General features: G+C 61.9%; 19 protein-coding genes. 12 read left to right on the top strand and 7 right to left on the bottom strand.

The features are described from left to right. The first annotated feature begins 155 nt into the window (after positions 1-155). Positions 156-584, top strand: coding sequence for a GNAT family N-acetyltransferase (locus LOY70_RS11415; RefSeq protein WP_265036670.1), 429 nt, complete (start codon positions 156-158; stop codon positions 582-584). Positions 585-713: 129 nt separating this feature from the next. Here the strand turns inward: LOY70_RS11415 and LOY70_RS11410 are convergent, their stop codons facing one another. Continuing rightward, positions 714-1,064 (bottom strand): hypothetical protein, encoded by a 351-nt coding sequence (locus LOY70_RS11410; RefSeq protein WP_265036668.1) that lies wholly within the window; start codon positions 1,062-1,064, stop codon positions 714-716. A gap of 142 nt (positions 1,065-1,206) precedes the next feature. On the opposite strand from LOY70_RS11410, the gene LOY70_RS11405 reads away from it, so the two are divergent. The 8 genes from LOY70_RS11405 (at position 1,207) to LOY70_RS11370 (ending at position 5,537) form a co-directional block, all read left to right on the top strand. Then, positions 1,207-1,461, top strand: a complete 255-nt coding sequence (locus LOY70_RS11405) for a hypothetical protein (RefSeq protein ID WP_123414265.1) — start codon at positions 1,207-1,209, stop codon at positions 1,459-1,461. Between the two features lie 2 nt (positions 1,462-1,463). Then, complete coding sequence (locus LOY70_RS11400; protein ID WP_265036666.1) at positions 1,464-1,793, top strand: DUF6388 family protein; 330 nt, start codon at positions 1,464-1,466, stop codon at positions 1,791-1,793. 273 nt (positions 1,794-2,066) lie between these two features. Beyond that, positions 2,067-2,459 carry a sulfurtransferase complex subunit TusD gene (tusD, locus tag LOY70_RS11395; protein ID WP_265038011.1) on the top strand — a complete coding sequence of 131 codons (393 nt, stop codon included), beginning with the start codon at positions 2,067-2,069 and terminating at the stop codon, positions 2,457-2,459. Beyond that, complete coding sequence (gene tusC, locus LOY70_RS11390; RefSeq protein WP_265036664.1) at positions 2,459-2,821, top strand: sulfurtransferase complex subunit TusC; 363 nt, start codon at positions 2,459-2,461, stop codon at positions 2,819-2,821. The genes tusD and tusC overlap by 1 nt, the downstream gene beginning before the upstream one ends. Continuing rightward, positions 2,821-3,114, top strand: a complete 294-nt coding sequence (gene tusB / locus LOY70_RS11385) for a sulfurtransferase complex subunit TusB (protein ID WP_265036663.1) — start codon at positions 2,821-2,823, stop codon at positions 3,112-3,114. The genes tusC and tusB overlap by 1 nt, the downstream gene beginning before the upstream one ends. Next, positions 3,111-3,446, top strand: a complete 336-nt coding sequence (locus LOY70_RS11380) for a TusE/DsrC/DsvC family sulfur relay protein (RefSeq protein ID WP_265036661.1) — start codon at positions 3,111-3,113, stop codon at positions 3,444-3,446. Before tusB ends, LOY70_RS11380 begins: the two co-directional genes overlap by 4 nt. Further along, positions 3,443-4,444, top strand: a complete 1,002-nt coding sequence (locus tag LOY70_RS11375; protein ID WP_265036660.1) for a glycosyl transferase family protein — start codon at positions 3,443-3,445, stop codon at positions 4,442-4,444. Before LOY70_RS11380 ends, LOY70_RS11375 begins: the two co-directional genes overlap by 4 nt. A gap of 88 nt (positions 4,445-4,532) precedes the next feature. Further along, positions 4,533-5,537, top strand: a complete 1,005-nt coding sequence (locus LOY70_RS11370) for a glutathione S-transferase family protein (RefSeq protein WP_265036658.1) — start codon at positions 4,533-4,535, stop codon at positions 5,535-5,537. Positions 5,538-5,666: 129 nt separating this feature from the next. Here LOY70_RS11370 and cysG read toward each other — a convergent pair whose 3' ends face one another. From cysG to LOY70_RS11340, 6 genes are all read right to left on the bottom strand, one after another. Then, on the bottom strand, positions 5,667-7,061 hold the full coding sequence (cysG, locus tag LOY70_RS11365) for a siroheme synthase CysG (protein ID WP_265036656.1): 1,395 nt from the start codon (positions 7,059-7,061) through the stop codon (positions 5,667-5,669). Further along, complete coding sequence (gene serS / locus LOY70_RS11360; RefSeq protein WP_025213005.1) at positions 7,062-8,342, bottom strand: serine--tRNA ligase; 1,281 nt, start codon at positions 8,340-8,342, stop codon at positions 7,062-7,064. A 12-nt stretch (positions 8,343-8,354) separates the two neighbouring features. Then, the gene (crcB, locus tag LOY70_RS11355; RefSeq protein WP_063320494.1) at positions 8,355-8,732 is read right to left on the bottom strand and encodes a fluoride efflux transporter CrcB; all 378 of its coding nucleotides are present in this window, start codon (positions 8,730-8,732) and stop codon (positions 8,355-8,357) included. Beyond that, a complete protein-coding gene (locus tag LOY70_RS11350; protein WP_123341669.1) occupies positions 8,729-10,054 on the bottom strand; it encodes a replication-associated recombination protein A in 1,326 nt (441 codons plus the stop codon). Before LOY70_RS11350 ends, crcB begins: the two co-directional genes overlap by 4 nt. A 169-nt stretch (positions 10,055-10,223) precedes the next feature. Next, on the bottom strand, positions 10,224-10,847 hold the full coding sequence (lolA, locus tag LOY70_RS11345) for an outer membrane lipoprotein chaperone LolA (protein WP_265036653.1): 624 nt from the start codon (positions 10,845-10,847) through the stop codon (positions 10,224-10,226). Between the two features lie 59 nt (positions 10,848-10,906). After that, positions 10,907-13,312: a DNA translocase FtsK gene (locus LOY70_RS11340; protein ID WP_265036651.1), complete on the bottom strand. Its 2,406-nt coding sequence runs from the start codon at positions 13,310-13,312 to the stop codon at positions 10,907-10,909. A gap of 434 nt (positions 13,313-13,746) precedes the next feature. On the opposite strand from LOY70_RS11340, the gene aat reads away from it, so the two are divergent. From aat to infA, 3 genes are all read left to right on the top strand, one after another. Then, positions 13,747-14,427 (top strand): leucyl/phenylalanyl-tRNA--protein transferase, encoded by a 681-nt coding sequence (gene aat / locus LOY70_RS11335; RefSeq protein ID WP_265036649.1) that lies wholly within the window; start codon positions 13,747-13,749, stop codon positions 14,425-14,427. 57 nt (positions 14,428-14,484) lie between these two features. Further along, on the top strand, positions 14,485-15,192 hold the full coding sequence (locus LOY70_RS11330; protein WP_265036648.1) for an arginyltransferase: 708 nt from the start codon (positions 14,485-14,487) through the stop codon (positions 15,190-15,192). Positions 15,193-15,292: 100 nt separating this feature from the next. After that, on the top strand, positions 15,293-15,511 hold the full coding sequence (gene infA / locus LOY70_RS11325; RefSeq protein WP_002553999.1) for a translation initiation factor IF-1: 219 nt from the start codon (positions 15,293-15,295) through the stop codon (positions 15,509-15,511). Positions 15,512-15,513 lie beyond the last annotated feature (2 nt).

Raw genomic sequence — 15,513 nt, 5'->3', positions numbered from 1 at the left:
CGGTCTCTTCTTGTTTTAAAGGGGATCGCATCAAGAGCATTAGGCAGTATGGCCCGGTTTGCGTAATGCGCCTGTTTCCTGACAGCCGGGTGACTTCAGGTTTCCCTTTGCGATAGGCTCGGCGGCTCATCCATACATGCATAAGGACATCGCCGATGACGCTGCGAATCGAACGCACGGACGCCCCGACCGACGAAGAGCGCCAAGCCATCCTCGCGCCGCTGCGCGCCTACAACACGGCCAAGACCGGCGGAACAACGCCTGAATTGGTCGCCTGGCTGGTGCGCGACGAACCCAGCAACGAGATCGTGGGCGGGCTCTACGGGCGGGTGTTTTTCCGTTGGTTCTATATCGAGTTGCTGGTGGTGCCGGAACAGGCCCGGGGCCAAGGCACGGGTTCGGCGTTGATACAGAAGGCCGAAGCGCTGGCCAGGGAGAAAAACTGCGTGGGCATCTGGCTGGACACCTTCGATTTCCAGGCACCGGCGTTCTACCGCAGACACGGCTTCACCGAGTGCGGCCTGATCGACGACTACCCGCCAGGCCACCAGCACTTCTTTTTCCAGAAGCGCCTGGACACCTGAAGCACACCCCCTGTGGGAGCGGGCTTGCTCGCGAAGACGGCTTAACATTCAACATCGATGTCGATTGACCCGCCGCTTTCGCGAGCAAGCCCGCTCCCACATAGGATCCGGGTGTCAGGTGCGATCCGTTTACAGACAAGTCGCCAACGCCGCCAACCGACGCTTGGCCACGAAGTCGTCATGCTTGGCGTAATAATTCAACGCGGTGCCCGTCGCACCGGCTTCCACATCGACAAAGGACTCAGCAGAGCGCGTGTAAACCGTCGATCCGCCCTTCTTGCCCGGTTGCAGGTAGGCGCCGGCATCGACACCGAACACCGCTTCGTCCTGCCAGGAAAACTGTATGCACTGGGCCACGACTTGTTCGGGCTTGTCCGAAGCCAGGGTCTTGTAAGGGGCTTGAGTCCGGGCCTGGTTCATCGCCGAACCCGCGCAGCCGGCCAACAAGGTGGCGGCCAGGGCCATCGTCAACATACGCATTGCGTTCACTCATTGAGAAAAAAACGGACTGTAGCACTGCGGCCCACGCCTTCGTGCTGCTTTACTGAAATTTACACGCGACATCGGCCAACGATTCCCGCACCCTGTCGCGCCATCGCCACCAGCCATCGCGGAACGCCCCATGACACCCAACGCCGAGTTCTACAAACCCACCGCCGAATATGCCGACAAACTGATCAGCCAGATCGGCCAGACGCCGGCCTGGATCGCCAAGCGAATCGGCGTCACCGACAAGCGGATTCGCTACATCCTCGACGGCGAACGCACCGTCAAGGGCGAAACCACGCCGATCCAGATGACCTACCCCGAACAATTCGCCCTCGAATGCCTGGCGGCTGCGGCCAAGGCCAGCAAAAAGCAGTCACCCAAGGAGTAACCATGGCGGCAACCGGACAGCAACACGAACAGGCCCTGGAAAAATTCCTCGATGAGCGCCCCGCGCTGCGCGTCGAGCTGGACAACCTCAATCCGCTGCTGGCCCAGGCCAAGGGCGAGACCGCGGCGCAGTACCGCGCCGAACGCTTGCATGAAGCCTTCGAAGCCGAGGCCGAGCGCCTGGGCCTGTTCGCCTGGGAACTGACCCTGCAACTGACCGCCGCCTCGCCCCAGGACTACCAGGCCCAGCGCCTGGAAGTGCACAAGGAAGTGGCGGAGATGGCGGGGATGGCGTGGGCGGAGTATTGCGAGTTGCATGGGCTCAAGCAGTAGCTCGAATGGATTGAATACCACCTGTGGCGAGGGGATTTATCCCCGCGGGGCTGCGAAGCGGCCCCTCTTTCGCCACCGAGGCCTGTCTGATACACCGCGTTGGCGGGTCAAGGGACTGCTTCGCAGCCCAACGGGGATAAATCCCCTCGCCACAAGATGAATCCCCTCGCCACAACGTATCCAAAGCATGCCCCTTTGTGTTGAATCTCCTGGCAATCGCCCCACCGCCCATAAAGCTTTATCATGGCCGCAGTTTTGCTGATCGGGTCTGTCATGAAGTTCGCCATCGTGCTGTTTTCCGCCGCCCATGCGCCCTCCTCGCGCCGTGCCTTGCTGTTTGCCCAGGCTGCGCTGGCGGGCGGGCATGAAATCGTGCGGCTGTTTTTCTATCAGGACGGCGTCTACAACGCCTGCGACAGCATCGTCACGCCCCAGGACGAACAGGATCTGCCCCAACAATGGCGCATGTTTGTCAGCGACAACCAGCTCGACGGCGTGGTCTGCATCGCGGCGGCGTTGCGCCGTGGCGTGTTGAACGACGAAGAAGCCCAGCGCTACCAGCGTTCGGCGGTCAGCGTCGACGCCCCTTGGGCCTTGTCCGGGCTGGGCCAGTTGCATGATGCGATCCAGGACGCCGACCGCTTGATCTGTTTTGGAGGCGCGTGATGGCCAAGTCTTTGTTGTTGATCAGCCGCCAGGCCCCCTGGTCCGGCCCCGGCGCCCGTGAAGCGCTGGACATCGTCCTGGCCGGCGGTGCGTTCGACCTGCCCATCGGTCTGCTATTTCTCGATGACGGCGTGTTCCAGCTCACCGCCGGCCAAAACGCCAAGGCGGTCCAGCAAAAAGACCTGAGCGCCAACCTGCAGGCGTTGCCGATGTTCGGCGTCGAAGACCTGTTCCTCTGCGCCGACAGCGCCGCCGAACGCGGTATCGCCCTCGACGCCCTGGCGCTGGCCGACATGAAAGCACTGAGCGCGCCGCAAATCGCCGCGCTCATCGACCGTTACGACCAGGTGATCACCCTCTGATGTCGACTTTGCATGTGTTGTCTCATTCGCCCTTCGGCGATAACCGCCTCGCCAGTTGCCTGCGGGTACTGGGCGATCAGGATGCGCTGCTGCTCTGCGGCGACGCGACGTACGCGTTGCAACCGGGCAGCTCACCGTTTGAACAGCTGCAGGCCGCCTGCCTGAATCTGTTCGTGCTGGCCGAAGATCTCCAGGCCCGCGCCCTGGACACGCCAGACTGGGCCGAAGCCATCAACTACCCGGGTTTCGTCGAGCTATCGATCGAGCACGACAAGGTCAACACCTGGCTATGAACACGCTGAACGTGGGCGACCGCGCCATCGCGCTGGACAAGGACGGCTACCTGGCCGACCTGGACGACTGGTCGGCCGACGTCGCCACGGCCCTGGCCACCGCCGAGGACATCGAGTTGAGTCCCGAACACTGGGAAATCCTCGAACTGCTGCGCGGTTTCTACGACGAATTCCAGCTCTCCCCCGCGACCCGGCCGCTGATCAAATACACGGCCCTGAAACTGGGCGCGGACAAAGGCAACAGCCTGCACCTGAACCGATTGTTCAAAGGCACTCCCGCCAAACTCGCCGCCAAGCTGGCGGGCCTGCCCAAACCGACGAATTGCTTATGACCGACTTCCCATCGCTGACCCTGGAAACCCCGGCCGAACATCCGTTCGCCCAATTCGTGCGCATCCTGGGCAAAGGCAAGCGCGGCGCCCGCAACCTGACCCGCGAAGAAGCCCGCGAGGCCATGGGCATGGTGCTGGACGAAAAGGTCGAGGAGACCCAGCTCGGCGCGTTCCTGATGCTGTTGCGGCACAAGGAAGAAAGCGCCGAGGAAATGGCCGGTTTCACCGAAGCCCTGCGTGAACGCCTGGTCGTCCCGGCGTTGACGGTGGACCTCGACTGGCCAACCTACGCCGGCAAGAAGCGCCATTTGCCGTGGTACCTGCTGGCGGCCAAGTGCCTGGGGCAGAACGGCGTGCGAATTTTCATGCACGGCGGCGGCGCACACACGGCCGGTCGCCTCTATACCGAACAATTGCTGGGCTTGCTGCAGATCCCGCTGTGCCGGGATTGGCAACAGGTCGGCAGCGCGCTGGACAACGGCGGCCTGGCCTTCATGCCGCTGGTGGACTGGGCGCCGCAAATGCAGCGGATGATCGACCTGCGCAACACCCTGGGCCTGCGCTCGCCGATCCACTCCCTGGCGCGGATTCTCAATCCGCTGGGCGCCCGCTGCGGGCTGCAGAGCATTTTTCATCCGGGCTACCAGGCCGTGCATCGTGATGCCAGCGGCTTGCTGGGCGACACCGCCATCGTGATCAAGGGTGACGGCGGCGAAATCGAGATCAACCCGGATGCCGACAGCCATCTGTACGGCACCACTGGCGGCGCCAGTTGGGACGAAGAATGGCCGCGCCTGGCCGAGCAGCGCCATGTCAAACCGGAGAGCCTCGATCCCGAGCATTTGAAGGCGATCTGGCGCGGTGACGTCGAGGACAGCTACCCGCAACTGGCACTGATTGCCACCATGGCCCTGGCCTTGCGCGGCCTGGGCCTGGCTCGCGAAGAAGCCTTCGATCGCGCCCGGCAGTATTGGGCGGCCCGGGACCGTTCGATTTAACCGATCATTAGCGCCTAACCTTTGCGCTTTTTGTTCGAACCTATCGGAATAGACTCGTCTCCAACGTTTATTGGCCGAGGAGATCGAGATGGGTTTGTTAGTCGAAGGCCGCTGGCAGGATCAGTGGTATGAAAGCAAGGACGGCACGTTCCAGCGCGAACAGGCGCAACGCCGTCACTGGGTCACCGCCGACGGCAGCGCCGGCCCCACGGGCGAGAGCGGGTTTACCGCCGAAGCCGGGCGCTACCATTTGTATGTGTCCCTGGCCTGCCCTTGGGCTCATCGCACGCTGATTTTCCGTAAGCTCAAAGGCCTGGAAGATCTGATCGATGTCTCGGTGGTCAGCTACCTGATGCTGGAAAACGGCTGGACCTTCGACAAGGCCCACGGTTCCACCGGCGACAAACTCGACAACCTGAGCTTCCTGCACCAGCGCTACACCGCCGACACCGCCTACTACACCGGCCGCGTCACCGTGCCAGCGCTGTGGGACAAACGCCAACAGCGCATCGTCAACAACGAATCGGCGGAAATCATCCGCATGTTCAACAGTGCCTTCGATGGTTTGACTGGTAACGACCTGGACCTGTATCCCGAGCACCTGCGCCGCGATATCGATGCCTTGAACGAGCGGATCTACCCGGCGGTCAACAACGGTGTGTATCGCGCCGGGTTCGCCACCACCCAAGCGGCCTACGAAGAAGCGTTCGACGGTTTATTCGCCGAACTGGACTGGCTGGAGGCCTTGCTTGCGACCAAACGCTACTTGGCTGGCGAATACCTGACCGAAGCTGATATCCGCCTGTTCACCACGATCATCCGTTTCGACGCGGTGTATTTCGGTCACTTCAAATGCAACCTGCGGCGCATCGCCGATTATCCGAACCTGTCGAACTGGCTGCGGGAGCTGTACCAGTGGCCGGGCATTGCCGAAACCGTGGACTTCACCCATATCCAGGGCCATTACTACGGCAGCCACAAGACCATCAACCCTAACGGGATCGTGCCCAAGGGGCCGAAGCAGGATTTCACGGTTGCCCATGATCGGGAAAGGTTGAGCGGGAAAGGAATTTGGCGTGGGGCTGGTGCTTGATTCTGGATTCTGGATTCTCGCTGTATTTGAGGGCCTCATCGCGAGCAAGCTCGCTCCCACAGTGAGCCATGTTTGAATACAGTCCAATGTGGGAGCGAGCTTGCTCGCGATCGGGGCGACTCGGTCTTCCTAGACCTGCCCCTGAGCCCCTTCAAACCAGGCCAGTTTCTCGCGCAACTGCACCACTTCCCCAACGATCACCAGCGTCGGCGCATGCACCTCATGCTCGGCCACCAGCCGTGGCAAGTCCGCCAAGGTGCCGGTGAAGACCCGCTGGTTCGACGTGGTGCCCTGCTGGATCAACGCCGCTGGCGTATCCGCCCCGCGACCGTGCCTGATCAGCTCGTCGCAGATAACTGGCAACCCCACCAATCCCATGTAGAACACCAGGGTCTGCGCCGGCGACACCAGGTCCGCCCACGGCAAGTCGCTGGTGCCGTCCTTGAGATGGCCGGTGATGAAACGCACCGACTGGGCATAATCGCGATGGGTCAACGGGATCCCGGCGTAAGCCGCGCAACCACTGGCCGCTGTGATACCCGGGACGACCTGGAACGGGATGCCATGGGCCGCCAGCTCTTCGATCTCTTCACCGCCGCGACCGAAGATGAACGGATCACCGCCTTTCAATCGCACCACACGCTTGCCTTGCCGGGCCAAGTCCACCAATTGCTGGTTGATCTGGTCCTGGGGCACGGCGTGTTCGGAACGGCGCTTGCCGACATAGATCCGTTCAGCGTCACGCCGGCACAGTTCCAGGATCGCCGGTGCCACCAGGCGGTCGTACAACACCACGTCGGCCTGCTGCATCAGGCGCAGGGCGCGGAAGGTCAGCAAATCCGGATCACCCGGCCCGGCGCCCACCAGGTAAACCTCGCCCGGCGCGTTCGGCGCCTGGCCGGCGATTTTCTCCTGCAACAGCCGCTCGGCCTCGGCACCCTGCCCGGCCAACTGGCGGTCGGCGATGGGCCCTTGGAACACCTCTTCCCAGAACGCGCGGCGTTGCTGCACATCCGGGAACAGGCCTTTGACCTGGCTGCGAAAGCGCGCCGCCAGCCCGGCCAGTTGCCCGTAGGTCGAAGGAATCCAGGTTTCCAGCTTGGCCCGGATCAGCCGCGCCAGCACCGGCGCGTCGCCGCCACTGGACACCGCGATCACCAGGGGCGAGCGGTCGACGATCGCCGGGAAGATCACGCTGCACAGGGCCGGCGCGTCCACCACGTTGACCGGCACGCAACGCTTATGGGCGTCAGCCGAGACCTGGGCATTGAGCGGTTCGTCGTCGGTGGCGGCAATGATCAGCCCGCAACCGTCCAGATCCGACTCAAGATAACCGCGCTGGACACACTCGCCGCCGCTGCCACTGACCAGATCCCGCAACTGTGGTTCGATGTCAGGTGCGACCACCCGCAGCAACGCGCCGGCATCGGCCAGCAGACGGGACTTGCGCAAGGCAATCTCCCCGCCGCCAACCACCAGCACGCGGCTGCCGCGCAGGTTGTGGAACAGTGGCAAGTAGTCCATTTAACCGATGACCTCAATGCCGCCCATGTACGGTTTCAACACCTCAGGCACACGGATCGAACCGTCGGCCTGCTGGTAGTTTTCCAACACCGCCACCAGCGTACGGCCCACCGCCAGGCCCGAGCCATTGAGGGTGTGGACCAGTTCCGGCTTGCCGGTTTCCGGGTTGCGGAAACGCGCCTGCATGCGGCGGGCCTGGAAATCACCGCAGTTGGAGCACGAAGAAATCTCGCGGTACTTGTCCTGGCTCGGAATCCAGACTTCCAGGTCGTAAGTCTTGACCGCGCTGAAGCCCATGTCGCCCGTGCACAGGGCCAGGGTGCGATACGGCAATTCCAGCAGTTGCAGGACCTTCTCGGCGTTGGCGGTCAGGCTCTCCAGCGCTTCCATGGATTTCGACGGCTCGACAATCTGGACCATCTCGACCTTGTCGAACTGGTGCTGGCGGATCATGCCGCGGGTATCACGGCCCGACGCCCCGGCTTCACTACGGAAGCACGGGGTGTGGGCGACGAACTTGATCGGCAACTGCTTGGCGTCGACGATCTCGCCGGCCACAATGTTGGTCAGCGACACTTCGGCGGTCGGGATCAGGTACAGGTCGGCCTCGCCGTCGCGGCTGATCTTGAACAGGTCTTCCTCGAACTTCGGCAACTGGCCGGTGCCTTGCAGCGCCGGGGCCTGGACCAGGTACGGGGTGTAGGCTTCTTCGTAGCCGTGTTCGGTGACGTGCAGGTTGATCATGAACTGCGCCAGGGCCCGATGCAGACGGGCAATCGGCCCGCGCAACAGGGCGAAACGGGCCCCCGACAGCTTGGCGGCGGTTTCAAAGTCCAGCCAGCCGAATTTCTCACCCAGGGCCACGTGGTCCTGAACCGGGAAATCGAAGGTTGTCGGCGTGCCCCAACGGCGCACTTCAACGTTGCCGTCTTCGTCTTCCCCGACCGGCACCGATTCGTGAGGCAGGTTCGGGATACCCAGCAGGATCGAATCCAACTCAGTCTGGATCGCGTCCAGCTCGACCTTGCCCGCGCTCAATTCGCCCGCCATGCGCTCGACATCGGCCATCAGCGGCGCGATGTCTTCACCGCGCTGCTTGGCCTGGCCGATGGACTTGGAGCGCGCGTTACGTTCAGCCTGCAGGGCTTCGGTGCGGGTCTGGACGGTCTTGCGCTGTTCTTCCAGCGCTTCGATGCGCGCGACGTCCAGGGCAAAGCCACGGGATGCCAGGCGGTCCGCTACGTCCTGAAGGTTGCTACGTAACAGTTTGGAATCGAGCATGTCGGTCTCTCGTTAGATAAGTTTGGTCAGGGACAGGCCGGCCCAAGTGGCGAGCAGCCCGCCGAATACGCTGATGGCCGCGTAGCCCAGGGCCAGCGGCACCTGCCCGCTTTCCAGCAGGCGCACCGTATCCAGTGAAAAGGATGAAAATGTCGTCAGGCCGCCAAGGAAGCCGACGATGAGCCCGGCACGCACTTCGACAGGCACTTCCGGGCGAATCAAAAACAGGCCGTACAGGACGCCGATCAGCAGACAGCCCACGATATTAACGGCCAGCGTCGCGGTATAGAAGTGCCGCGGCCAATTTGCGCTGACCCAATTGCTGGTGGCGAACCGTGCCAGGGTGCCGGCAACACCGCCAGCGGAGACTGCAAGGATCAAGGGAATCAAGGTTTTCTCCGCTGCCGTGGACTCAGGCGGTCCAGTTGTGCCAGGTGGTTGAGCTTCTCGCCAATCTTCAGCTCCAGGCCACGGGGCACCGGCTGATAGAACCTTTGGGGTTCGAGTTCGTCGGGAAAATAGTCTTCGCCGGCGGCATAGGCGTCCGGCTCGTCGTGGGCGTAACGGTATTCATCGCCATAGCCCAGCTGCTTCATGAGCTTGGTCGGCGCGTTGCGCAGGTGCAACGGCACTTCGAGGGAGCCGTGCTCGGTGGCACTGCGCATCGCCGCCTTGAAGCCCATGTACACGGCGTTGCTCTTCGGCGCGCAGGCCAGGTAGGTAATGGCCTGGGCCACGGCGAGTTCGCCTTCCGGGCTGCCGAGGCGCTCCTGCACATCCCAGGCCGCCAGGCACAGGCTCAAGGCCCGCGGGTCGGCGTTGCCGATGTCTTCGCTGGCCATGCGCACGACGCGCCGCGCCAGGTACAGCGGATCGCAACCGCCATCGATCATGCGCGCAAACCAGTACAAGGCAGCGTCGGGGTTGGAGCCACGGATGGATTTGTGCAGCGCCGAAATCTGGTCGTAGAACGCTTCGCCGCCCTTGTCGAAACGTCGACGGGTATCCCCCAGCAGGCTTTGCAACAGCTCGACATCGATCTCGCTGTTGTCTTCGGCCAGGTCCGAGGCGTTTTCCAGCAGGTTGAGCAAACGCCGGCCATCGCCATCGGCGGCCGAAAACAGAATCTGGAAGCCTTCATCGCTGAGGCTCAGATGACGCTTGCCCAGGCCGCGCTCCTCGGTCAGCGCCCGATGCACCAGCTTGCGCATCGCCGCCTCGTCGAGGCTCTTGAGCACATAGACCCGCGCCCGGGACAGCAAGGCGTTATTGAGTTCAAAGGAAGGGTTTTCCGTGGTCGCGCCGATGAAGATCAGCGTGCCGTCTTCGACGTAAGGCAGGAACGCGTCCTGCTGCGACTTGTTGAAGCGGTGCACTTCATCGACGAACAGGATGGTCCGCTTGCCGTACTGCCCGGCCTGTTGCTTGGCCACTTCCACCGCCTGGCGGATTTCCTTGACCCCGGCCAGCACCGCCGAAACCGTTTCGAAATGGGCGTCCGAGACTTCCGCCAGCAACCGCGCCAGGGTGGTCTTGCCCACGCCCGGCGGGCCCCAGAAAATCATCGAGTGCAAGGCACCCTGCTCCAAGGCTTCGCGCAGAGGCTTGCCGCGAGCGAGCACATGCTCCTGGCCGACGTACTCATCCAGGTTGGTCGCGCGCAGGCGGGCGGCCAATGGCTGGGCAATCGGGGCGCTTCGAAACAGGTCCATGATTACTTACAAAACCTCCGCGGGGTCCTGTTGCCGACTCTATTGAACACTACAGCACCCTGTGGGAGCGAGCTTGCTCGCGATGGCGTCGGATCAGTCGAAATAGATGTGACTGACCCATCGCTATCGCGAGCAAGCTCGCTCCCACATTAGGTTCTGAGATGCCCCATTATTCCTGGATCACATCGGCACCCTTGGGGATGTCGAACTTGAACTTGGACGCGGCGATCGGCTCGTTGGCCTTGACCCCGGTGAACAGGATGTTGGTGCGCTGGCCGACGCTGTCGATCAGTTGCATGTCGTTGACCAGGCCATTGCGGAAGGACAGGCGCAGGCTGTCGAACAGGCTGTCCTTGGTCTTGGGCTTGAGAGTGAAGTCAATCACGCCGCCCGCTTCCTTGGCGCTGATGTCGAAGCTCTGGCTGATCTTGGAAATGTCCCCGGACAGCAGCAACGCCGGGGTCTGGGTCAGGCGTTGGTCGAGGGTCTTGATGGTGACCTGCTCCAGGTCCGGGTCCCACAGGGAGACTTTCTTGCCATCGGACACCATCAGTTGTTCAGCCGGTGCATCGGTGTGCCAGTAGAACAGGCCCGGACGCTGCAGGGCCATGTCGCCGGCGGTTTCCTGCAACTGGGTGCCGCTGCCGTCGAGGGTCAGCTGGGAAAAGCGCGCGGTCAGCGTCTTGGATGTTTCCAACAGTTGGGTCAGGCGGGCCACGTCCTTTTCATCGGCGTGGGCCGACAAGGTAGACAAGGCCAGTACGGGCAACAGCAGCATGCGAATCAGGCGCATGGGAGTCCTCATGAAGTCGTGGGGGGGTCGAGCGACCTGTCGCCAGGCCGCCCGGGTCGTTAGTCGCGCATCGGGCCCGGCGCCAGTACTTCGCGCGAACCATTGGTGTTCATGGCCGTCACCACACCGGCCATTTCCATGGCCTCGATCATGCGGGCGGCGCGGTTGTAGCCGATCTTCAGCTTGCGCTGGACGGCAGAAATCGAAGCCCGGCGGCTTTCCAGGACGAACTGCACCGCTTCGTCATAGAGCGCATCGGTTTCAGCATCGTCGTCACCGCCGCCGCTGCTGCCCTCGAAACCGCTGCCGGCTTCTTCGACACCGGCGAGGATGTCGTCGTTGTACTCTGGGGCGCCGCGCAGCTTCCAGGCTTCCACCACGCGGTGCACTTCATCGTCGGAGACGAACGCGCCGTGCACACGAATCGGCAGGCTGGTGCCCGGCGGCATGTAGAGCATGTCACCGTGACCGAGCAACTGCTCGGCGCCACCCTGGTCGATGATCGTCCGCGAGTCGATCTTGCTCGACACCTGGAATGCCATGCGGGTCGGAATGTTGGCCTTGATCAGACCGGTGATCACGTCCACCGACGGCCGCTGCGTCGCGAGAATCAAGTGGATACCGGCCGCACGGGCCTTCTGGGCGATACGGGCGATCAGTTCCTCGACCTTCTTGCCGACGATCATCATCATGTCGGCGAATTCGTCCACCACCACCACGATGGTCGGCAGCTTGTGCAGCAGCGGCGCTTCGTCGTGGATGTTTTCGCGGTGATACAGCGGGTCGCTCAGCGGCGTACCGGCCTCTTCGGCTTCCTTGACCTTGGCGTTGAAGCCCGAAAGGTTACGCACGCCCATCTTCGCCATCAGCTTGTAGCGGCGCTCCATCTCGGCGACGCTCCAGCGCAGGGCGTTGGCGGCGTCCTTCATGTCGGTGACCACTGGGCACAGCAAGTGCGGGATGCCCTCGTAGATCGACAGCTCGAGCATTTTCGGGTCGATCATGATCAACTTGGCGTCTTCCGGGCCCGACTTGAACAGGATCGACAGGATCATCGCGTTCACACCCACCGACTTACCGGAGCCGGTGGTACCGGCCACCAGCAGGTGGGGCATCTTCGCCAGGTCGGTGATGACCGGCTTGCCGCCGATGTCGTGACCCAGGGCCAGGGTGACCGGCGACTTGTGGTTGTCATACTCCGGCGTCGACAGCACTTCGGAGAAGCGCACGATCTGCCGGTCTTCGTTGGGAATCTCGATACCCACGGTAGTCTTGCCGGGAATCACCTCCACCACCCGCACGCTGGTCACGGCCAGGGAGCGCGCCAGGTCCTTGGCGAGGTTGGAGATGCGGCTGACCTTCACGCCAGCGGCCGGCTGGATTTCGTAACGGGTGATGACCGGACCCGGGTGGATCGAATCCACCGAGACCTCGACACCGAACTCCTTGAGCTTGATCTCCAGCAAGTGGCCGACGGCCGCCAGGGATTCGGGGGAATAGTTGAGCTGTTTCTTTTCCGCCGGGTCCAGGATCGAGATCGGCGGCAAGGTGCCTTCCACCGCGCTGTCGACGAACAGCGGTGCCTGTTTCTCTTTCTGGACGCGCTTGCTTTGCTCCGGCGGCTTGGCCGGGGCCATGGTGATGACCGGCGGCACCTGTTTCTCGCGCTCGGACATGTGCTTGCTCAACGCCTGCTCACGCTCGATCAGGCGTTCCTTGACCTTGGCCTGCTCGCGTTTGTCCGGCGTCGTCGGGGCCACCACGTCGTGGACCCGGTCGTCGACTTCCCGCAGTTGCGCCACCAGTTGCTTGCGCTCGGTGCGCGCCGCCCACCAGCGGTTCATGGCGCCCTGGATCAATTCGATCAGGTCGAGGGTGATCTTGCCGGTGACGTCCATGACCTTGAACCACGACAGGTCGGTGAACACCGTCAGGCCGAACAGGAACAGGGCAATGAACAGCAGTGTGCTGCCCTGGATGTTCAGGGCGTTCCTGGCCAGGTCGCCGAGGCTTTCCCCCAGGGCACCGCCCGCCCCGGCCGGCAGGCCAGTGGGCGCGTGGAAATGGATATGGGCCAGCGCGGCCCCCGATAGCACCAGGAACACCAGGCCGATCAGGCGCCAGGAGAACAACCAGCCGCTCCACAGCCACGGCTCGTGGCGCTGACGGAAGATCTGGTAGGCCTTGATCGCCAGCAGCAGCGGGAAGATGTAGGCGAAATAGCCCAGCACCATGAACAGGATGTCGGCACTGTAGGAACCGGCCGGACCGCCGAAATTCTGTACGTCTTCGATCTTGCTGTTATGGCTCCAGCCCGGATCGTCCTTGCCGTAGGTCAGCAAGGCCATCATCAGGAACAGGCACAAGGCACCGATGGCGATCAATGCACCTTCCTTGAGCCGGTAGTGCAATTGCTGGCGCCAGAGCGGAACGACTGTTTTGGGTGCTGCGGTGGATTTCTTCAAAACGCTTCTTTTCCTGCGCCAATGGCGCGTCCATCTGTTGAATGACTATAAAAAACTGCCCATGACGAGCAGGTAAAAAAAGTGAATGTGCACAACCGGTACTACTTTTACCACTGTGACGTGCATCCAGAAAACCGCAGGTGCCGCCGAAGTTGTTGATCTTTAGCCCATCCCGCGTGCAAAACTCAAGCATTGTACGGGTTTGTCGGCCCCAAGGCATTGCCCGCACCGCAGGGTGACAGCATAGCCAAAACGGCGGGCACCCGCGCTAATTGGAGCATGCATTCTCTTTTGTGACAAAGGCTTATGAGGTGTTTTTTATGAGTGAAGTGAAGCAGTATCTCGATGACATCACCGCCGCTTGACGGGTAACCTCTAGTCGGGCTCTCGCTTGTGGGCGGGGCCCACCCTCCCCTACTGCAAGCCGAATAACGATGCTGACTTGGTTACAACGCAACACTTTCGATTTCCCGCCACTGGCAAAAGCCATGCGCGAACCCAACGGATTACTGGCCGCCGGTGGCGATCTGTCCGCCGATCGGTTGATCCAGGCCTATCGCCACGGCTGCTTCCCGTGGTTTTCCGAGGGCCAACCGATCCTCTGGTGGTCTCCGGACCCTCGCACGGTACTGTTTCCCGACGAACTGCATGTATCCCGTAGCCTCGGCAAGCTGTTGCGCAAGCGGCGCTATGAAGTGACCTTCGACAGGGATTTTGCGGCGGTGATCAAGGCCTGCGCGGAACCACGGGACTATGCCGATGGCACATGGATCACCGACGCCATGCAAACCGCCTATCTGGACCTGCATCGGCGCGGCTTCGCCCACAGCGTGGAGGTCTGGGACCAGGGCCAACTGGTAGGCGGCCTGTACGGCCTGGCCATGGGGCAGTTGTTTTTTGGCGAATCCATGTTCAGCCGAGCCGACAATGCGTCGAAATTCGGCTTCGCGACGCTGGTCCAACACCTCAAGGCGGCCGGTTTTGTACTGATCGACTGCCAGATGCCCACCGAACACCTGCATAGCCTGGGCGCGCGATCGATTCCCCGCACTGAATTCGCGGGCTATCTAAAGGCACATCTGGACCTGCCCAACCATGCGACATGGGTTTGCTGAGCGACATTCGCGCTCCTGGCTTACAATTAAATTCAAAGCTTATCCCGAGGGCCGATCATGACCGAGTTGGCGCGTTTGAAGTTCTATGCCACTCAGCCCCATTCCTGCAGTTACCTGCCCGAGGAGCAGGCCACGACGCTGTTCCTCGACCCTAGCCAGCCCATGGATGTGCATGTCTACGCAGACCTGTCGGAGATGGGCTTTCGGCGCAGCGGCGATCACCTCTACCGGCCCCATTGCCAGCATTGCAATGCGTGCGTTCCCGCGCGCATCCCCGTGGCCCAATTTGCCCCTAATCGACAGCAGAAACGCATTTTCAAACGCAATGCCGATCTTCAGGTCCGGCCGGCCAAGCCGCAGTTCAGCGAAGAATATTTCGACCTGTACCAACGCTACATCGAGCAACGCCACGCCGATGGCGACATGTATCCGCCCAGTCGTGATCAGTTTTCAACCTTCCTGGTGCGCGACCTGCCGTTTTCCCGCTTCTATGAATTCCGCCTCGAAGGACGACTGATGGCCATTGCCGTCACGGATTTGCTGCCCAACGGGCTTTCAGCGGTGTACACGTTCTATGAGCCGGACGAAGAACGGCGCAGCCTGGGGCGCTTTGCCATCCTTTGGCAAATCAACGAAGCCCAGCGCCTGGGACTCGAAGCGGTGTACCTGGGCTACTGGATCAAAAACTGCAAAAAAATGAATTACAAAACCCAATATCGCCCCATTGAACTGCTGATTAACCAGCGATGGGTTGTCCTGAGTTAGAACCCCTTGGCTTAAACCCCCTTTTTCGGGCACAATGCACGCCGCTTTTGCCTGGCGCAGTTGCACCGGGCCATTCACTGGATACCGAGGGCTTTACTGCATGTCGAAAGAAGACAGCTTCGAAATGGAAGGCACTGTCGTCGACACCCTGCCCAACACCATGTTTCGTGTGGAGTTGGAAAATGGGCACGTCGTAACCGCGCATATCTCCGGCAAGATGCGCAAGAACTACATTCGTATTCTTACCGGTGACAAAGTGCGCGTCGAGCTGACGCCCTATGACTTGAGCAAAGGGCGCATCACTTACCGCGCTCGCTAACA

The organism is Pseudomonas sp. B21-054 (genome assembly GCF_026016345.1).
Taxonomy (GTDB): domain Bacteria; phylum Pseudomonadota; class Gammaproteobacteria; order Pseudomonadales; family Pseudomonadaceae; genus Aquipseudomonas.
Note: the sequence above shows the minus strand (reverse complement) of the source record. Positions and strands in the feature narration are given on the sequence as shown.

What these genes read in the sequence shown, in the direction of transcription:
- LOY70_RS11415 (WP_265036670.1), top strand. Translation starts at nt 156, where the DNA reads ATGACGCTGCGAATCGAACGCACGGACGCCCCGACCGACGAAGAGCGC.
- LOY70_RS11410 (WP_265036668.1), bottom strand. Translation starts at nt 1,064, where the DNA reads ATGCGTATGTTGACGATGGCCCTGGCCGCCACCTTGTTGGCCGGCTGC.
- LOY70_RS11405 (WP_123414265.1), top strand. Translation starts at nt 1,207, where the DNA reads ATGACACCCAACGCCGAGTTCTACAAACCCACCGCCGAATATGCCGAC.
- LOY70_RS11400 (WP_265036666.1), top strand. Translation starts at nt 1,464, where the DNA reads ATGGCGGCAACCGGACAGCAACACGAACAGGCCCTGGAAAAATTCCTC.
- tusD (WP_265038011.1), top strand. Translation starts at nt 2,067, where the DNA reads ATGAAGTTCGCCATCGTGCTGTTTTCCGCCGCCCATGCGCCCTCCTCG.
- tusC (WP_265036664.1), top strand. Translation starts at nt 2,459, where the DNA reads ATGGCCAAGTCTTTGTTGTTGATCAGCCGCCAGGCCCCCTGGTCCGGC.
- tusB (WP_265036663.1), top strand. Translation starts at nt 2,821, where the DNA reads ATGTCGACTTTGCATGTGTTGTCTCATTCGCCCTTCGGCGATAACCGC.
- LOY70_RS11380 (WP_265036661.1), top strand. Translation starts at nt 3,111, where the DNA reads ATGAACACGCTGAACGTGGGCGACCGCGCCATCGCGCTGGACAAGGAC.
- LOY70_RS11375 (WP_265036660.1), top strand. Translation starts at nt 3,443, where the DNA reads ATGACCGACTTCCCATCGCTGACCCTGGAAACCCCGGCCGAACATCCG.
- LOY70_RS11370 (WP_265036658.1), top strand. Translation starts at nt 4,533, where the DNA reads ATGGGTTTGTTAGTCGAAGGCCGCTGGCAGGATCAGTGGTATGAAAGC.
- cysG (WP_265036656.1), bottom strand. Translation starts at nt 7,061, where the DNA reads ATGGACTACTTGCCACTGTTCCACAACCTGCGCGGCAGCCGCGTGCTG.
- serS (WP_025213005.1), bottom strand. Translation starts at nt 8,342, where the DNA reads ATGCTCGATTCCAAACTGTTACGTAGCAACCTTCAGGACGTAGCGGAC.
- LOY70_RS11350 (WP_123341669.1), bottom strand. Translation starts at nt 10,054, where the DNA reads ATGGACCTGTTTCGAAGCGCCCCGATTGCCCAGCCATTGGCCGCCCGC.
- lolA (WP_265036653.1), bottom strand. Translation starts at nt 10,847, where the DNA reads ATGCGCCTGATTCGCATGCTGCTGTTGCCCGTACTGGCCTTGTCTACC.
- aat (WP_265036649.1), top strand. Translation starts at nt 13,747, where the DNA reads ATGCTGACTTGGTTACAACGCAACACTTTCGATTTCCCGCCACTGGCA.
- LOY70_RS11330 (WP_265036648.1), top strand. Translation starts at nt 14,485, where the DNA reads ATGACCGAGTTGGCGCGTTTGAAGTTCTATGCCACTCAGCCCCATTCC.
- infA (WP_002553999.1), top strand. Translation starts at nt 15,293, where the DNA reads ATGTCGAAAGAAGACAGCTTCGAAATGGAAGGCACTGTCGTCGACACC.